This is a genomic window from Citrobacter sp. CK181 (genome assembly GCF_030333595.1).
Taxonomy (GTDB): Bacteria; Pseudomonadota; Gammaproteobacteria; order Enterobacterales; family Enterobacteriaceae; genus Citrobacter_B; species Citrobacter_B koseri.
Window position 1 is genome coordinate 153,429 of record NZ_JAOWFN010000014.1, and the last position, 15,630, is coordinate 169,058.

Annotated in this window: 16 protein-coding genes and 1 riboswitch; of the genes, 5 read left to right on the top strand and 11 right to left on the bottom strand. The window is 56.6% G+C overall.

From position 1 onward, the window contains the following. Window positions 1–124 precede the first annotated feature (124 nt). Genes OGW17_RS14270 through OGW17_RS14280 form a run of 3 tightly spaced genes read left to right on the top strand, consistent with a single transcriptional unit; the run spans window position 125 to window position 3,086 of the window. The gene (locus tag OGW17_RS14270) at window positions 125–886 is read left to right on the top strand and encodes an endonuclease/exonuclease/phosphatase family protein (RefSeq protein WP_012133186.1); all 762 of its coding nucleotides are present in this window, start codon (window positions 125–127) and stop codon (window positions 884–886) included. Next, window positions 883–2,124, top strand: a complete 1,242-nt coding sequence (clsB, locus tag OGW17_RS14275) for a cardiolipin synthase ClsB (protein WP_012133187.1) — start codon at window positions 883–885, stop codon at window positions 2,122–2,124. The genes OGW17_RS14270 and clsB overlap by 4 nt, the downstream gene beginning before the upstream one ends. Further along, a complete protein-coding gene (locus OGW17_RS14280; protein ID WP_047457979.1) occupies window positions 2,124–3,086 on the top strand; it encodes a lysylphosphatidylglycerol synthase domain-containing protein in 963 nt (320 codons plus the stop codon). Before clsB ends, OGW17_RS14280 begins: the two co-directional genes overlap by 1 nt. A 69-nt stretch (window positions 3,087–3,155) precedes the next feature. On the opposite strand, the gene OGW17_RS14285 is transcribed toward OGW17_RS14280, so the two are convergent. The 6 genes from OGW17_RS14285 to moaA all read right to left on the bottom strand — a co-directional run bounded on the left by OGW17_RS14285 (window position 3,156) and on the right by moaA (window position 6,618). Then, entirely contained in the window at window positions 3,156–3,860 is a 705-nt protein-coding gene (locus tag OGW17_RS14285) for a Bax inhibitor-1/YccA family protein (RefSeq protein WP_024130511.1), read from the bottom strand. A 51-nt stretch (window positions 3,861–3,911) separates the two neighbouring features. Further along, window positions 3,912–4,364 carry a molybdopterin synthase catalytic subunit MoaE gene (moaE, locus tag OGW17_RS14290; protein ID WP_058668823.1) on the bottom strand — a complete coding sequence of 151 codons (453 nt, stop codon included), beginning with the start codon at window positions 4,362–4,364 and terminating at the stop codon, window positions 3,912–3,914. 1 nt (window position 4,365) lies between these two features. After that, window positions 4,366–4,611: a molybdopterin synthase sulfur carrier subunit gene (moaD, locus tag OGW17_RS14295; protein ID WP_012133191.1), complete on the bottom strand. Its 246-nt coding sequence runs from the start codon at window positions 4,609–4,611 to the stop codon at window positions 4,366–4,368. Further along, window positions 4,604–5,089: a cyclic pyranopterin monophosphate synthase MoaC gene (moaC, locus tag OGW17_RS14300; protein WP_049008945.1), complete on the bottom strand. Its 486-nt coding sequence runs from the start codon at window positions 5,087–5,089 to the stop codon at window positions 4,604–4,606. Before moaC ends, moaD begins: the two co-directional genes overlap by 8 nt. A 2-nt stretch (window positions 5,090–5,091) precedes the next feature. Beyond that, window positions 5,092–5,604 (bottom strand): molybdenum cofactor biosynthesis protein B, encoded by a 513-nt coding sequence (moaB, locus tag OGW17_RS14305; protein WP_047457988.1) that lies wholly within the window; start codon window positions 5,602–5,604, stop codon window positions 5,092–5,094. Window positions 5,605–5,628: 24 nt separating this feature from the next. Beyond that, the gene (moaA, locus tag OGW17_RS14310; RefSeq protein WP_024130512.1) at window positions 5,629–6,618 is read right to left on the bottom strand and encodes a GTP 3',8-cyclase MoaA; all 990 of its coding nucleotides are present in this window, start codon (window positions 6,616–6,618) and stop codon (window positions 5,629–5,631) included. Beyond that, a riboswitch (molybdenum cofactor riboswitch) is annotated at window positions 6,606–6,752 on the bottom strand. It overlaps the preceding gene by 13 nt. A 286-nt stretch (window positions 6,753–7,038) precedes the next feature. Between moaA and yvcK the strand changes: the two genes are divergently transcribed. Further along, complete coding sequence (yvcK, locus tag OGW17_RS14315) at window positions 7,039–7,947, top strand: uridine diphosphate-N-acetylglucosamine-binding protein YvcK (RefSeq protein WP_024130513.1); 909 nt, start codon at window positions 7,039–7,041, stop codon at window positions 7,945–7,947. Window positions 7,948–8,049: 102 nt separating this feature from the next. On the opposite strand, the gene uvrB is transcribed toward yvcK, so the two are convergent. From uvrB to bioB, 5 genes are all read right to left on the bottom strand, one after another. Then, window positions 8,050–10,071, bottom strand: coding sequence for an excinuclease ABC subunit UvrB (uvrB, locus tag OGW17_RS14320; RefSeq protein WP_049008949.1), 2,022 nt, complete (start codon window positions 10,069–10,071; stop codon window positions 8,050–8,052). Between the two features lie 567 nt (window positions 10,072–10,638). Next, window positions 10,639–11,325, bottom strand: coding sequence for a dethiobiotin synthase (gene bioD, locus OGW17_RS14325; protein WP_049008951.1), 687 nt, complete (start codon window positions 11,323–11,325; stop codon window positions 10,639–10,641). After that, on the bottom strand, window positions 11,318–12,073 hold the full coding sequence (gene bioC, locus OGW17_RS14330) for a malonyl-ACP O-methyltransferase BioC (protein WP_047457995.1): 756 nt from the start codon (window positions 12,071–12,073) through the stop codon (window positions 11,318–11,320). Before bioC ends, bioD begins: the two co-directional genes overlap by 8 nt. Beyond that, the gene (gene bioF, locus OGW17_RS14335; protein WP_071259648.1) at window positions 12,060–13,214 is read right to left on the bottom strand and encodes an 8-amino-7-oxononanoate synthase; all 1,155 of its coding nucleotides are present in this window, start codon (window positions 13,212–13,214) and stop codon (window positions 12,060–12,062) included. The genes bioC and bioF overlap by 14 nt, the downstream gene beginning before the upstream one ends. After that, a complete protein-coding gene (bioB, locus tag OGW17_RS14340; protein ID WP_012133202.1) occupies window positions 13,211–14,251 on the bottom strand; it encodes a biotin synthase BioB in 1,041 nt (346 codons plus the stop codon). Before bioB ends, bioF begins: the two co-directional genes overlap by 4 nt. Before the next feature lie 86 nt (window positions 14,252–14,337). On the opposite strand from bioB, the gene bioA reads away from it, so the two are divergent. Next, on the top strand, window positions 14,338–15,627 hold the full coding sequence (gene bioA / locus OGW17_RS14345; RefSeq protein WP_047458002.1) for an adenosylmethionine--8-amino-7-oxononanoate transaminase: 1,290 nt from the start codon (window positions 14,338–14,340) through the stop codon (window positions 15,625–15,627). Window positions 15,628–15,630 lie beyond the last annotated feature (3 nt).

Genomic DNA, 15,630 nt, shown 5'->3' on the forward strand with positions numbered 1-15,630 from the left:
TCCTGAAGGATTTTTATCTAATTATTCAGAGTACCGAACTTTACGGAAAATTCCGTAAGACCGCATCTTTTTGTGACGACGACTACACTATTTCAATCAGGATAGTGACGCGGACAGGAAGAAAATGATCCAACAAACGCGAAATTTTTCATTCAAAGTGCTCACAATTAACACGCATAAGGGTTTTACCGCCTTTAATAAGCGCTTTATTCTGCCGGAGCTGCGCGACGCCGTCAGAACCGTCAGCGCGGATATTGTCTGCCTCCAGGAAGTGATGGGCGCGCATGAAGTTCATCCGCTGCACGTCGAGAACTGGCCTGATACCACCCATTACGAATTTCTTGCCGACACCATGTGGAGCGATTTCGCCTATGGTCGTAATGCCGTCTACCCGGAAGGGCATCACGGCAACGCGGTGCTGTCGCGCTATCCGATTGAACACTATGAAAATCGCGATGTCTCCGTCGGCGGCAGTGAAAAACGCGGCGTGCTGTATTGCCGTATTGTTCCGCCGATGCTGGCTCAGCCAATTCATGTGATGTGCGTACATCTCGGCTTACGGGAAGGCCACCGCCAGGCGCAGTTGGATATGCTGGTTGAATGGGTTAACGCCCTTCCCGAATCCGAACCCGTGGTGGTCGCCGGGGATTTCAACGACTGGCGGCAGAAAGCCAACTATCCGTTAAAAGCGTCTGCGGGGCTGGAGGAGATTTTCACCCGCGCGCATGGCCGCCCGGCGCGCACCTTTCCGGTCAGGCTGCCGATACTGCGACTCGATCGTATATACGTCAAGAATGCCAATGCCAGCTCTCCTGCGGCGTTGCCGTTGCGTAACTGGCGACATTTATCTGACCATGCCCCTCTTAGCGCGGAGATACATCTATGAAATGTGGATGGCGTGAAGGCAATCAGATTCAGCTACTGGAAAACGGCGACCAGTTCTATCCCGCCGTGTTTGACGCTATCGCGCAGGCACAGCAGAGGATCATCCTGGAAACCTTCATCTGGTTTGAAGATGACGTAGGTAAGCAGCTACACGCGGCGCTGCTTAAAGCGGCCAGACGCGGCGTAAAAGCGGAAGTGCTGTTAGACGGCTACGGCTCACCCGACCTTAGCGAGGCGTTTGTCGGGGAGCTGACCGCAGCGGGGATAATCTTCCGCTATTACGATCCGCGTCCTCCCCTGTTCGGCATGCGCACCAACCTCTTTCGCCGTATGCACCGTAAAATCGTGGTTATTGACGATCGGGTCGCGTTTGTCGGCGGGCTGAATTACTCCGCAGAACATATGTCCGATTACGGCCCGGAAGCCAAACAGGATTACGCCGTTCGCGTCGAAGGGCCGGTCGTGGAGGATATTTTGCAGTTTGAGCTGGAAAACCTGCCGGGGCAAAGTGCCGCGCGCCGCTGGTGGCGACGCCATCATCGCGCCGAAGAAAACCGGAAACCCGGCGAAGCGCAGGTGCTGTTTATCTGGCGCGATAATGATGAACATCGCAACGATATTGAACGTCACTATCTGAAGATGCTTACGCAGGCGAAACGTGAAGTGATTATCGCCAATGCCTATTTCTTTCCCGGCTATCGCCTGCTGCATGCCATGCGCAAAGCCGCCCGACGCGGCGTGCGGGTAAAACTGGTGATCCAGGGGGAACCCGATATGCCCATCGTCAAAGTCGGCGCGCGTCTGCTGTACAACTATCTGGTGAAAGGCGGCGTCCATGTCTATGAATATCGCCGTCGCCCGCTGCACGGCAAAGTGGCGTTGATGGACGATCACTGGGCGACCGTCGGCTCCAGCAACCTCGATCCGCTCAGTCTGTCGCTTAACCTTGAAGCAAACGTCATTATTCATGACCGCACGTTTAACCAGACGCTGCGCGACAACCTGAACGCCATTATCGCCAATGATTGCAAGCAGGTGGACGAGTCTATGCTGCCGAAGCGCACCTGGTGGAATCTGAGCAAAAGCGTGCTGGCGTTCCACTTCCTGCGCCACTTCCCGGCGCTGGTCGGTTGGCTGCCGGCGCACACGCCGCATCTGGCGCAGGTTGAACCGCCCGCCCAACCGACGATGGAAACGCAGGATCGGGTCGAAGCGGAAAACACGGGGGTGAAGCCCTGATGTCAACATCACACCCGCGATGGCGGCTGGCGAAAAAGATCCTCACCTGGCTGTTTTTTATCGCGGTGATTGTCCTGCTGGTCATTTATGCCGGAAAGGTCAACTGGGAAGATGTCTGGACGGTGATCCGGGATTACAACCGGATTGCGCTGTTGAGCGCGGTTGGGCTGGTGATTGTCAGCTACCTTCTTTACGGTTGCTACGATCTGCTGGGACGTTTTTACTGCGGCCACAAGCTGGCGAAGCGGCAGGTCATGCTGGTGTCGTTTATCTGTTACGCCTTCAATCTGACGTTAAGCACCTGGGTCGGCGGAATCGGTATGCGCTACCGTCTGTACTCCCGCCTCGGCTTACCGGGGAGCACCATCACGCGTATTTTTTCGCTGAGCATTACCACCAACTGGCTGGGCTATATTCTGCTGGGCGGAATTATTTTTACCTTCGGCGTCGTGCAACTCCCGGCCCACTGGTATATCGATGAAAATACGCTGCGCATTCTCGGTATTGTGTTGTTACTGGTGATTGCCGTCTACCTGTGGTTTTGCGCCTTTGCGAAACGGCGTCATATCACGATTAAAGGCCAAAAGCTGATGCTTCCGTCATGGAAATTCGCCCTCGCGCAGATGGGGATTTCCAGCGCGAACTGGATGGTGATGGGCGCCATTATCTGGCTGCTGATGGGGCAAGACGTTAATTATTTCTTTGTACTTGGCGTGCTGCTGGTGAGCAGTATTGCCGGAGTGATCGTGCATATCCCGGCCGGGATCGGCGTTCTGGAAGCCGTGTTTATGGCGCTGCTGGCGGGTGAGCATACGTCGCAAGGCACCATTATCGCCGCCCTGCTCGCCTGGCGTGTGCTCTATTATTTTATTCCGCTATTGCTGGCGTTGATTTGCTATCTGCTGCTGGAAAGTCGGGCAAAGAAGCTGCGGGCGAAAAACGAGAAAGCCTTAGCGAAGTGACGGGTTATTTGCTGCTTATCAGGTGTATTACCGGCCTAACCTGTAGGCCGGATACAGCGTTCACGCCAATTAACGGCGATTACCGAAAATACGCAGCAGCATCAGGAACAGGTTGATGAAGTCCAGATACAGCGTTAACGCGCCGAGAATCGAGTATTTCCGCAGCGTCGAGCTGTCACGAACATCAATCTGCTCGCCAATGTTTTTCAGCTTCTGCGTGTCATAGGCGGTCAGGCCGACAAAGACAACCACCCCGATATAGGTCACCGCCCACATCAACGCTTCGCTTTTGAGCCAGAAGTTGACCAACGATGCCAGAATGATACCAATCAGCGCCATAAACAGCATGCTGCCCCAGCCGCTGAGATCGCGTTTCGTGGTGTAGCCATACAGGCTCATCACGCCAAACATCCCGCCGGTCACGACAAACGTGCTGGCGATAGACGAATAGGTATAAACGATAAAAATGCTCGACAGCGTCAGGCCCGTCAGCGCCGAATAGAGCATAAACAGCGTGGTCGCCATCCCGGCGCTAAGTTTTTGCACCATTGCCGACAGCGCAATAACCAGCGCAAGCTGGGCGATAATCAAGCCAAAGAAGGTGATTTTGCTGGAAAAGACAAACATCATCACCGCAGGCGTATTCGCCGCATACCAGGCGATAAATGCGGTCAGCAGCAGCCCAACCGTCATCCAGCCATATACCTGCGCCATATACGTTTGCAGGCCGGAACGGGTCTGTACGATAGAATCGGATCGTGGGAATCGGTCCATGATGATCTCCTGATTAAAAGTGATACCCCTGAATAAGGGTATCACATTCTGCTACCAGCGTTTTGCCGCCTGCCGATCGCTATCGCGCGCTTCCACCCAGCGCTCGCCTTCCGGCGTCGCTTCACGCTTCCAGAACGGCGCGCGGGTTTTCAGATAATCCATAATGAATTGCCCGGCCTCGAACGCGCTGCTGCGGTGCGCGCTGGTTACGCCAACAAAGACAATCTCATCGCCCGGCCACAGTTCACCAATGCGATGGATCACCGTCACGCGCCCCAGCGGCCAGCGCGAGCGCGCCTCGTCCACGATATCCGCCAGCGCTTTTTCCGTCATCCCCGGGTAATGTTCCAGCGTTAGCGCTTTAACGCTGTCGCCCAGATTATGATTGCGGACTTTACCGGTAAAGGTCACGACCGCGCCATCTTCATCACGCTCCGCCAGCCAGGGGTACTCCTCCCCGACGCTGAACGGCGCATGGCCAACGATCACTCGCGTTTCAGCCATCTCAGCCTCCTGTCACCGGTGGGAAAAAGGCCACTTCATCACCCGCCGTCAGCGGATGTTCAAAACTGACCAGCGTCTGATTGACGGCGGCCAGCAGCTTGCCGTCTTCCAGCGCCAGCGCCCAGCGATCGCTTTGCGCCGCCAGATGCTGACGCAGCGCTTCTACGGTTGGGAAATCGGCGGCGACCTCTAACGCATCCGTTCCCACCAGTTCACGCACCTGAGCGAAAAACAGAACCTTAATCATGCGTATCCACCTTAAAATCGCCAGACTTACCGCCGCTTTTCGCCAGCAAGCGCACCGGGCCAATCACCATATCTTTTTGCACCGCTTTGCACATGTCGTAGATCGTCAATGCCGCCACGGAAGCGGCAGTCAGCGCTTCCATCTCCACGCCGGTTTTCCCCGTCAGGCGACACAGCGATTCAATGCGTACCCGGTTGTGTTCGGGTTCCGCCTGCAATTGCACTTCGACCTTACTCAACAACAGCGGATGGCACAGCGGGATCAGCTCCCAGGTACGTTTAGCCGCCTGAATACCGGCGATACGCGCGGTCGCGAAAACATCGCCCTTATGGTGGCTACCGTCGATAATCATCGCCAGCGTTTCACTGCGCATCGTCACAAACGCTTCGGCGCGCGCCTCACGTACGGTTTCCGCTTTGGCGGAGACATCCACCATGTGCGCTTCGCCAGCGGCATTAATATGGGTCAGTTGCGACATACTTATTTCTTCAAATGTGGGTGGAAGTTACACGGGCGTGTGCGAGCATCAAGCTGCGGCGCGATGATGTTGTCCCAGGCGGTGCGGCACGCTTTTGTGGAGCCCGGCATCGCAAAAATCAGCGTCTTGTTGGCAACGCCGGCCACCGCGCGAGATTGCAGGGTCGATGTGCCAATCTCTTCAAACGACAACATGCGGAACACTTCGCCAAACCCTTCGACTTCGCGATCAAAGAGCGGCAGTAACGCTTCCGGCGCCTGATCGCCATCGGTCAGCCCGGTGCCGCCGGTGATGAGCACCACCTGAACGTCATCGCTGGCGATCCACGCGGAAACCTGCGCGCGAATGGCGTAGCGGTTCTCTTTAACGATGGCTTTGTCCACGACCTGATGCCCCGCTTCCAGCGCGGCGTCGCGCAGAAAATGACCGGAAGTGTCGTCTTCTTCGCCGCGACGACTGGAAACCGTAAGAATAGCAATGCGGGTAGGGATAAACTCAGCGCTTACCTGACTCATAAAAACTCCTTGTCCGTTAAGGCGTTAACCGCCTATGTACGATAGATTTTGCGTAATACCGGTATTGTTCTGGTGCAGGAAGTGGGTCTGCTTTTTCTCCAGCAGCGCGGCTGAAATGCGTTCTTCCAGCGCATGTTGCTGTGCATCGTCTTCCAGCAGGTCGCGCAGGCTTACGCCGCCTTCGCCAAACAGGCAAAGATGGAGTTTACCGACCGAGGAAACGCGCAGACGGTTGCAGGTGGCGCAGAAATCTTTTTCATATGGCATGATGAGACCGATTTCACCGGCATAGTCAGGATGACAAAAAACCTGCGCCGGGCCGTCGCTGCGCTGGCGCAGCTGATGAATCCAACCGCGACGCAGCAGTTCATCACGCAGCACCTGTCCAGAAATATGGTGTTTACGAAAGAGTTCGCTCCCCTCTCCCGTCTCCATCAGTTCAATGAAGCGCAGTTGAATGGGGCGTGCCTGAATCCAGGCGAGAAAGGTGTCCAGTTGATGATGGTTCACATCGCGCATCAACACGGTGTTCACTTTGACCTTTGCGAAACCGGCGTCAAACGCGGCGTCAATGCCCGCCATCACCTGCTGGAATTTATCCTGCCCGGTAATGGCGTGAAACTGACGGGCGTCGAGGCTATCGACGCTGACGTTGATGCCCGTCAGACCCGCGTCGCGCCAGTTCGCCGCATCACGCGCCAGACGATACCCATTAGTGGTCACCGCAATCTGGCGAATCGCGTCGTTTTCACGCACGGCGGCAATGATGTCGGTAAAGTCGCGACGCAGCGACGGTTCACCGCCGGTAAGGCGCACTTTTTCGGTGCCCAGACTGGCAAACGCGCGCGTCACACGGCGAATTTCATCGACGGTCAGAAAGCCGTTATTGGTGACACCGCCAGGCTTGTAGCCATCCGGCAGGCAGTATGTGCAACGAAAGTTACACACATCAGTAATCGACAGACGTAAGTAATAAAACTTACGTGCGAAAGCATCGGTAAGTTGTGAGGCCATGTACACCTTTCCAAATACGGGAGGCGGAGTCATTTCTTCCTGCGCCCTGGTGGCAAACTCTTTCGAGGCTTGTCACGGCCAAAACACCATATCAATTTGACACAGGCGTAGAGGCTAGAGTGTCTTTTTAAGCATCGCTTAAAAAGGTGGTTATGCCGATACTAGCGTGTAAATAGCATTTTTGCCATTCCCACTTTACGCTATATAATCATGTATATAGCGTCATGATCGTGCTATTTCGCTACAGAATAAGCAAAAATCACACTTTTGCATTGATATACATCAGTTAGCCATCAGGCTAACCCTATCCGAAAGAGGTAGAGGGGATGGATTTATTTTCCATCGTTGTTCGTTGGCTAATTGCTGAAAAGGCGCTATTTGCGCTACTGTAGCGCAGTACCTCTGATATTAGGAATTTGTATGCGCAATCGTACGCTGGCAGACCTGGATCGTGTTGTCGCTCTCGGCGGAGGGCATGGATTAGGACGCGTTCTCTCTTCACTCTCTTCATTAGGCTCACGCCTGACCGGTATTGTCACCACCACCGATAACGGGGGTTCCACAGGCCGTATTCGCCGCTCTGAAGGGGGCATCGCCTGGGGCGATATGCGCAACTGTCTGAACCAGTTAATTACCGAACCCAGCGTCGCGTCGGCGATGTTTGAGTACCGTTTTGGCGGTAATGGTGAACTTTCCGGCCATAACCTCGGAAATCTGATGTTAAAGGCGCTGGATCACCTGAGCGTGCGGCCTCTCGAAGCGATAAATTTAATTCGCAACTTATTGAAGGTGGATGCGCATTTAATCCCTATGTCGGAGCTGCCGGTAGACCTGATGGCCATCGACGATCAGGGGCATGAAGTATACGGCGAAGTGAATATCGATCAACTGGCGACGCCGCCGCAGGAGCTGATGCTGTCACCGAAAGTCCCCACCACCCGGGAAGCGGTGCAGGCCATTAGCGAAGCCGATTTGATTCTGATTGGCCCCGGAAGTTTCTACACCAGTTTGATGCCGATTCTGCTGCTTGATGAGCTGGCGCAGGCGCTGCGCCGTACTCCGGCGCCGATGGTCTATATCGGTAATCTGGGGCGCGAATTGAGTCTGCCCGCCGCCAGCTTAACGCTTGTCGACAAACTGGCGATTATGGAGCAATACGTCGGGAAACAGGTTATCGACGCCATTGTGGTTGGCCCGAAAGTGGATGCCTCGGCGGTGACGGGCCGGATTGTGATTCAGGAAGTGCTGGAAGCCAGCGATATTCCGTATCGCCATGACCGACAGCTGCTGCATAACGCGCTGGAGAAAGCGATACAGGCGTTGGGGTAAGCGTTCAGATTTGCCCGGTGGCGCTTCGCTTACCGGGCCTACACACAACAGGCGGCACAACCGTAGGCCGGATAAGACGCTTTGCGTCGCCATCCGGCATCGTCAGGACGCCGCGATAAACAGCTCACGTAGCTGATGCAACTGGTCGCGGATCTCTGCGGCTTCTTCAAACTCCAGGTTTTGCGCATGCTGCATCATCTGGCCTTCCAGCTCATGAATTTTCTGCTGCAACGCTTTCGGCGTCATATCCAACTCAACCACACCCGATTTCGCCGCTGCGCGGGACTTCCCTTTGCCCTTCGCTTTGGTTTTCGCGATGTTCTGACCCAGCGCCAGAATATCGACCACTTTCTTATTCAGCCCCTGCGGAACGATACCGTGCTCTTCGTTGTATAACTGCTGTTTCTCGCGACGACGTTCGGTTTCGCCTATCGCTTTCGCCATCGACGGGGTGATCTTATCGCCATAGAGGATCGCCTTCCCGTTGACGTTACGCGCCGCACGGCCAATGGTCTGAATCAGCGAACGCTCTGAACGCAGGAACCCTTCTTTGTCTGCGTCCAGAATCGCCACCAGCGAGACCTCAGGCATGTCCAGCCCTTCTCGCAACAGGTTGATCCCCACCAGCACGTCAAACTCGCCCAGACGCAAATCACGAATGATTTCCATACGCTCAACGGTATCGATGTCCGAGTGCAGGTAACGTACGCGCTCGCCGTGTTCTTCGAGATATTCGGTAAGATCTTCCGCCATTCGCTTGGTCAGCGTCGTCACCAGCACACGTTCGTTAATCGCCGCCCGCAGGCGGATCTCAGAGAGCAGATCATCAACCTGCGTCGCCACCGGCCGAACTTCAATGATCGGGTCCAGCAGCCCGGTGGGACGCACCACCTGATCCACCACCTCGCCGCCGGATTTCTCCAGCTCATAGTTGCCCGGCGTGGCGGAAACGTAGATGGTTTGCGGGGCCAGCGCTTCAAACTCTTCAAATTTTAGCGGACGGTTATCCAGCGCTGACGGCAGACGGAAACCGTACTCCACCAGCGTCTCTTTGCGCGCCCTGTCCCCACGAAACATCCCGCCGATTTGCGGAATCGTGACGTGAGATTCATCCACGACTAACAGGCCATCGGCTGGCAGATAATCAAACAGCGTCGGCGGCGGCTCGCCAGGCCCGCGCCCGGAAAGGTAGCGGGAGTAGTTTTCAATCCCCGAGCAATATCCCAGCTCGTTCATCATTTCCAGATCGAACTGCGTACGCTGGGTTAAGCGCTGTTCTTCCAGCAACTTATTGTTTTCCAGCATGATCCTGCGTCTGTCCACCAGTTCGTCTTTGATCTCCTCCATCGCCTGTACGATGCGCTCGCGCGGCGTAACGTAGTGCGTTTTCGGGTAGATGGTGTAGCGCTGGATAGTCGATTCAACCTGCCCGGTCAGCGGGTCAAACAGCGACAGACGTTCAACCTCTTCGTCAAACAGCTCAACCCGCAGCGCAATATCGTCAGACTCCGCCGGGAAGATGTCGATGACCTCGCCGCGTACGCGGAAAGTGCCGCGCTGGAAGGCCTGATCGTTGCGGGTATATTGCAACTCCGCCAGGCGGCGCAGGATAGCGCGCTGATCGATGATCATCCCCACCGTCAGGTGCAGCATCATCTTCAGATATAAATCGGGATCGCCCAGACCGTAGATAGCGGAAACCGAAGCCACGACCACAACGTCCCGCCGCTCAAGCAGCGCCTTGGTCGCCGACAGTCGCATCTGTTCTATGTGTTCGTTCACCGACGCATCTTTTTCGATAAAGGTGTCGGAGCTGGGCACATACGCCTCTGGCTGATAGTAGTCATAGTAAGAGACGAAATATTCCACCGCGTTGTCAGGGAAGAACTCTTTCATTTCGCCGTATAACTGGGCCGCCAGCGTTTTATTGGGCGCAAGCACCATCGTCGGGCGCTGTAAATCGGCAATCACATTGGCGATGGTGAACGTTTTCCCTGACCCCGTTACGCCCAACAGCGTCTGGTGCGCCAGACCATCTTCAAGACCTTCCTCCAGACGACGTATCGCCTCCGGCTGATCGCCTGAGGGTTTAAAAGCGGAATTCAGTTTGAACGGTTTACTCATGGGCAGCTACCTGAAGGAATGGGCGGGCAGGACACTAATTTTACCCGGAGCCGCTAATATTGCCAGCAAAATATACTGGATGAAAAAACAGTGGCGACTTAAGGTATTACTCAAATAAGGGATAACACCCGGCATTGCGACGTAAAATGTAGACCCTGACGAGATAAAAAACCAGTGAGATGCGGTTATCCCCAAACCAAAGACTTTTTTAACATTTGTCAAGATGTGTGATGAAAGATTTGTGGCAACCCGTGACACTTTCCTTACAGCCATTGCTTTTATCTAACAAATTGTTTCATAAGCACTATTTACTTAAGACGCCTTTCGCATCAATTTAGTCGCAGGCCGCGTCTTCTCTCGCTTACGTTGTGTTTTCTAACTCTAATACACAAGGTTATCCACAGGAATGGTGGATAACTGCGTCCAGCCCGTATGGACTGCCGCCTGGCAAAATCGCGCAGACGCCCCTTGATGAGGGGCTAAAAAAAAATTATCGCTTTTTTTTGATTTTTATCAGCTAACGAAACGCGGGCGGCAGGCGAGATCCTGCTCGCATTTTCACCCGTTTTACACCGCCTTCAGGCGCGTCAGGTCGAGATATTGTCCTGTCGATGCGCTTTCCGCCTTCCCGGAAAGCCAGGGGATTTCGCCCAGCAAAGGAGCCGTAATCACCCGCGTTAGCGTCGCCATGTATTCCGCATGGCGCTTTCCGGGCGGCGTCACGTCATTGGCTACCCACCCGGCAAGCGTCAGCCCGGCTTGCTGCACGGCCTGCGCCGTCAGCATGGCATGATTGATACACCCCAGCTTCACGCCCACCACCAGAATCACCGGCAGGTGCTCCGCCGCGACCCAGTCGGCAAACGTCAGCGTTTCGCCAAGCGGAGTAAACCAGCCGCCCGCCCCTTCCACTAGCACCCAGTCGGCCTGCCGTTCCAGCGTGCGTAAACCGGCGGACATCACCGAGGCCTGAACGGGTCTCCCCTCCTCTGCGCTCACAATGTGCGGCGAGGTCGGTTCCGCAAAGGTGTAGGGATTGATCGCTTCATAGGCCAGCGTCAGCGTGCTGTTGCGCTGTAGCGCCAGGGCATCGCTATTGCGCAGCCCCTGCGCCGTCATCTCGCTGCCCGACGCCACGGGCTTGTAGCCTGCCGTCCGAAAGCCGCTCTGCGCGGCAGCCTGCAACAGGGCGCAACTGGCGACCGTTTTTCCAACTTCAGTGTCCGTCCCGGTGACAAAATACCGTTTAATCACGTTCAATGACTCCCAAAAAAAGCTGATACGTCAGCGGATATTTCCCCTGCTGCTGCGGCCAGGCCAACTGCAACTGCCGCAACTGCGAACGCGTTAACACGCGCGGTTCACGCCCCTCGTGCAGATGCGTCGCCCCAATACCCTTAAGCGAACGCATCGCGCTGAGCGCATCATCAAACCACAGAGTGATCGCCTGGATCTGCTGACGGACGCGCCAGCCGTGCATCGCATTGCCGATCGTCTCCGGCGACAAAAAATGGTTGGCATGCCCCCGGTTATCTACCGCCTGCCAGGCCTGACGCAGTTCCGGCAGCGATCCGTGTGCCAGCGAGGTAAACGCCACCACGCCGCCAGGACGCACCACGCGATACAGTTCGCTTAGCGCGCCGCGCAAGTCGCCGCACCACTGCACCGCCAGGTTGCTCCATGCCAAATCAAACCGCGCCGCCGCCAGCGGGATGGCTTCGATATCCGCCGCAAGGTAATGGTGAGCAGCCTGCTGACGACGCGCCTCATCCAGCATTTGCGCCGAAAGATCGAGCGCCGTGACCTCGCATCCCTGCTCTCGCCAGAAGCGGCTCATCCGCCCTGGCCCGCAGCCGGCATCCAGAACGTGCGCACATTCGCGCCCTGCCAGCAGCGCCAACAGCGCGTCCGCACTCTGGCGTTGCAGTTCAGCGTGCTGTTCATAATGCGACGCGGCGCGCCCAAACGCGGCTGCAATCGCCTGCTTATCAACCTGCGCCATCCAGCACCTCCAGTAAGCGATCAATATCCTGCGTTTCGTGCGCCTGAGTGAGCGTCAGGCGCAATCGGGCAGTACCGGCCGGAACGGTAGGCGGTCGGATCGCGCTCACCCAGCATCCCTGCTCCCGCAGAGTATCCGCCAGCCGTAACGCGCGCGCATTGTCTCCGACAATCAGCGGCTGAATCGCACTGTGCGAATTTGCCAGCGTAAAATCGCTGGCCTTAACGCCCGAACGGAAGCGCTGAATTAACGCAGCCAGTTTTTCCCGGCGATCTGCGCCTTCCGGGCTTCGGATCACCGCCAGCGCCGCGCTCAGCGCCTGCGCCTGGGCTGGTGGCATACTGGTGCTGTAGATCAGATGGCGGGCAAACTGCAACAGATAATCCGCAACGCTTTCAGAGCAGAGAATCGCCGCCCCGCTGACGCCAAAGCCTTTGCCAAACGTCACAATCAGCAGCTCAGGTTTGACCTGCTGTCGCCAGCAGCTTCCGCGCCCCTCATCGCCCGTAACGCCAATACCGTGCGCATCATCCACCAGCAGCCAGGCGTTACGCTGCCGTGCGACACGGTGGATCTCCGCCAGCGGCGCGCCGTCGCCGTCCATACTGAATATGCCCTCTGTCACCACCAGTTGCTGCCCGCCGCACGGGGCGTCCAGCAGGCGCGCCAGGTGTTGATGATCGTTGTGGGTAAAGCGGCGAAGCGTCGCCGGGCTGAGGTTTGCCGCTTCCAGCAATGAGGCGTGGCTGAGACGGTCCGCGACAATCCGATCGTCTTTCGCCATCAGCGCGGCGATAACCGCCTGATTCGCCGCAAAGCCAGAGATAAACAGCAGCGCCCGCGAATAGCCAAGCCAGCCTGCCAGCGCCTCCTCAAGCGCCTGATGCGCCACGGAGTAGCCGCTGACGTGGCCGGAGCCGCCGCTGCCGACGCCAAAGCGCTCCGCACCCTGTTGCCAGGCGCGAATAATCTGCGGATGGTGACTTAAACCGAGGTAGTCATTGCTGGAGAAATTCAGATACTGGCGTTCGTTAGCCACCAGCCAACGCCCTGCCCCCTGCGCCACCGCATAGCGGCGACGCAACGCATCGGCAGAACGACGCGCCGTAAGCGCATCGTCGATTTTTTGCTGCCAGGTCATACTGCTGCCGCGTTGTAATAGTCGTCTGTATCCGGGGTCATCAGCGCCTGTTCCAGACGCTGTTGCTGTTCGTTGTCGCCAGCCAGCACCGACGTTTGCTGCGGGTTCAGCCCCAGTTTGCGGAACAGCTGGAGATCTTTGTCTTCTTCCGGGTTCGGCGTGGTCAGCAGCTTACAGCCGTAGAAGATGGAGTTCGCCCCCGCCATAAAGCACATCGCCTGCGTCTGTTCGTTCATCTGTTCGCGACCCGCAGAAAGACGCACGTATGAGGTTGGCATCATAATCCGCGCGACAGCGATCGTGCGGATGAAATCAAACGCATCCACATCCTCATTATCCGCCAGCGGCGTACCTTTGACCTTCACCAGCATGTTGATAGGCACGCTCTCCGGCGGGGTCGGCAAATTCGCCAGTTGCAACAGCAGCCCGGCGCGATCTTTAACCGTTTCGCCTAAGCCAACGATACCGCCAGAGCAGACTTTAATCCCCGCTTCACGCACTTTGTCCAGCGTATCAAGACGTTCCTGATACGAGCGGGTCGTGATGATGTTGCCGTAAAATTCCGGGGAGGTATCCAGGTTGTGGTTGTAGTAATCCAGCCCGGCGTTGGCGAGGCGCTGCGCCTGAGATTCATTGAGCGTGCCGAGGGTCATACAGGCTTCCAGCCCCATCGCCTTCACGCCCTGCACCATCTGTTCCAGATACGGCATATCGCGCTCGTGCGGGTTTTTCCATGCCGCGCCCATGCAGAAACGGGTTGAACCGGCGTTCTTCGCTTTGCGCGCGGAGTCCAGCACCTGCTCCACTTCCATCAGACGTTCCGCTTCCAGCCCCGTCTTATAGCGGGAACTCTGCGGGCAATATTTGCAGTCTTCCGGGCAGGCGCCGGTTTTAATCGACAGCAGCGTGCTGACCTGCACCTGTTGCGGATCGAAATGCTGACGATGGATTTGCTGCGCGTCAAATAGCAGATCCAGCAGCGGTTTATTAAATAATTCGGTAACTTGCGACAATGTCCAGCGTGGGTGGTGAGCCATAGGGCCTCTCCAAAGGGTGTTGTTAATTCTTGATTCGGTGTAGACTCGTAAACCTAAATGTTTTTAATTTGGTTTACAAGTCGATTATGACAACGGACGATCTTGCCTTTGACCAACGCCATATCTGGCATCCCTATACCTCCATGACCTCCCCACTCCCGGTTTATCCGGTTGCGCGCGCCGAGGGTTGCGAACTGATTTTGGCCAACGGCGACCGTCTGATCGACGGCATGTCGTCATGGTGGGCGGCGATCCACGGTTACAACCATCCACAGCTCAACGCCGCGATGAAAACGCAAATTGACGCCATGTCGCATGTGATGTTTGGCGGCATTACCCATGCCCCTGCGGTCAACCTGTGTCGCAAGCTGGTGGCGATGACGCCGCAAGCGCTGGAGTGCGTGTTCCTGGCGGACTCCGGTTCGGTGGCGGTGGAAGTGGCGATGAAAATGGCGCTGCAATACTGGCAGGCGAAAGGCGAGTCTCGTCAGCGTTTTCTGACCTTTCGCAACGGCTATCACGGAGACACCTTCGGCGCGATGTCGGTATGCGATCCAGATAACTCAATGCACAGCCTGTGGAAGGGCTACCTGCCGGAAAACCTCTTTGCCCCCGCCCCGCAAAGCCGGATGGATGGCGAATGGGACGAGCGGGATATGGTGGCCTTTGCCCGCCTGATGGCGGCGCACCGGCATGAGATTGCGGCGGTGATTCTGGAACCCATTGTCCAGGGCGCAGGCGGGATGCGGATGTATCACCCGGAGTGGCTTCGCCGCATCCGCAAGATGTGCGATCGCGAAGGGATTCTGCTGATTGCCGATGAGATCGCCACCGGATTTGGCCGCACAGGTAAACTGTTTGCCTGCGAACATGCAGACATTACGCCGGATATCTTGTGTCTCGGTAAGGCCATCACCGGCGGTACGATGACGCTTTCCGCCACGTTAACCACCCGTCTGGTCGCTGAAACCATCAGCAACGGCGAAGCCGGTTGCTTTATGCATGGCCCGACTTTTATGGGCAATCCGCTGGCATGTGCCGTGGCTTGCGCCAGTCTTTCCCTGCTGGAAACAGGCGAGTGGCAGCAGCAGGTGGCGGCGATTGAAACGCAGTTACGCCAGGAACTAGCGCCCGCGCGCGCATCGTCCTGGGTCGCTGACGTGCGCGTACTCGGCGCCATCGGCGTCGTGGAAACCACGCACCCGGTCAATATGGCGGCGTTGCAGCGTTTCTTTGTCGGGCAAGGCGTCTGGGTGCGCCCGTTCGGTAAACTGATCTACCTGATGCCGCCCTATATCATCCAGCCGGAACAATTGCATCGTCTGACGCAGGCGGTGAACGACGCTGTGCGCAATGAAACATTTTTTATCCATTAATCA

Bases quoted from the DNA above. Each gene is read 5' to 3' on its own strand.
- moaD (WP_012133191.1), bottom strand. From the start codon at position 4,611: ATGATTAAGGTTCTGTTTTTCGCTCAGGTGCGTGAACTGGTGGGAACG.
- OGW17_RS14285 (WP_024130511.1), bottom strand. From the start codon at position 3,860: ATGGACCGATTCCCACGATCCGATTCTATCGTACAGACCCGTTCCGGC.
- uvrB (WP_049008949.1), bottom strand. From the start codon at position 10,071: ATGAGTAAACCGTTCAAACTGAATTCCGCTTTTAAACCCTCAGGCGAT.
- moaA (WP_024130512.1), bottom strand. From the start codon at position 6,618: ATGGCCTCACAACTTACCGATGCTTTCGCACGTAAGTTTTATTACTTA.
- bioF (WP_071259648.1), bottom strand. From the start codon at position 13,214: ATGACCTGGCAGCAAAAAATCGACGATGCGCTTACGGCGCGTCGTTCT.
- OGW17_RS14270 (WP_012133186.1), top strand. From the start codon at position 125: ATGATCCAACAAACGCGAAATTTTTCATTCAAAGTGCTCACAATTAAC.
- bioB (WP_012133202.1), bottom strand. From the start codon at position 14,251: ATGGCTCACCACCCACGCTGGACATTGTCGCAAGTTACCGAATTATTT.
- moaB (WP_047457988.1), bottom strand. From the start codon at position 5,604: ATGAGTCAGGTAAGCGCTGAGTTTATCCCTACCCGCATTGCTATTCTT.
- bioC (WP_047457995.1), bottom strand. From the start codon at position 12,073: ATGGCGCAGGTTGATAAGCAGGCGATTGCAGCCGCGTTTGGGCGCGCC.
- bioA (WP_047458002.1), top strand. From the start codon at position 14,338: ATGACAACGGACGATCTTGCCTTTGACCAACGCCATATCTGGCATCCC.
- moaE (WP_058668823.1), bottom strand. From the start codon at position 4,364: ATGGCTGAAACGCGAGTGATCGTTGGCCATGCGCCGTTCAGCGTCGGG.
- yvcK (WP_024130513.1), top strand. From the start codon at position 7,039: ATGCGCAATCGTACGCTGGCAGACCTGGATCGTGTTGTCGCTCTCGGC.
- OGW17_RS14280 (WP_047457979.1), top strand. From the start codon at position 2,124: ATGTCAACATCACACCCGCGATGGCGGCTGGCGAAAAAGATCCTCACC.
- moaC (WP_049008945.1), bottom strand. From the start codon at position 5,089: ATGTCGCAACTGACCCATATTAATGCCGCTGGCGAAGCGCACATGGTG.
- clsB (WP_012133187.1), top strand. From the start codon at position 883: ATGAAATGTGGATGGCGTGAAGGCAATCAGATTCAGCTACTGGAAAAC.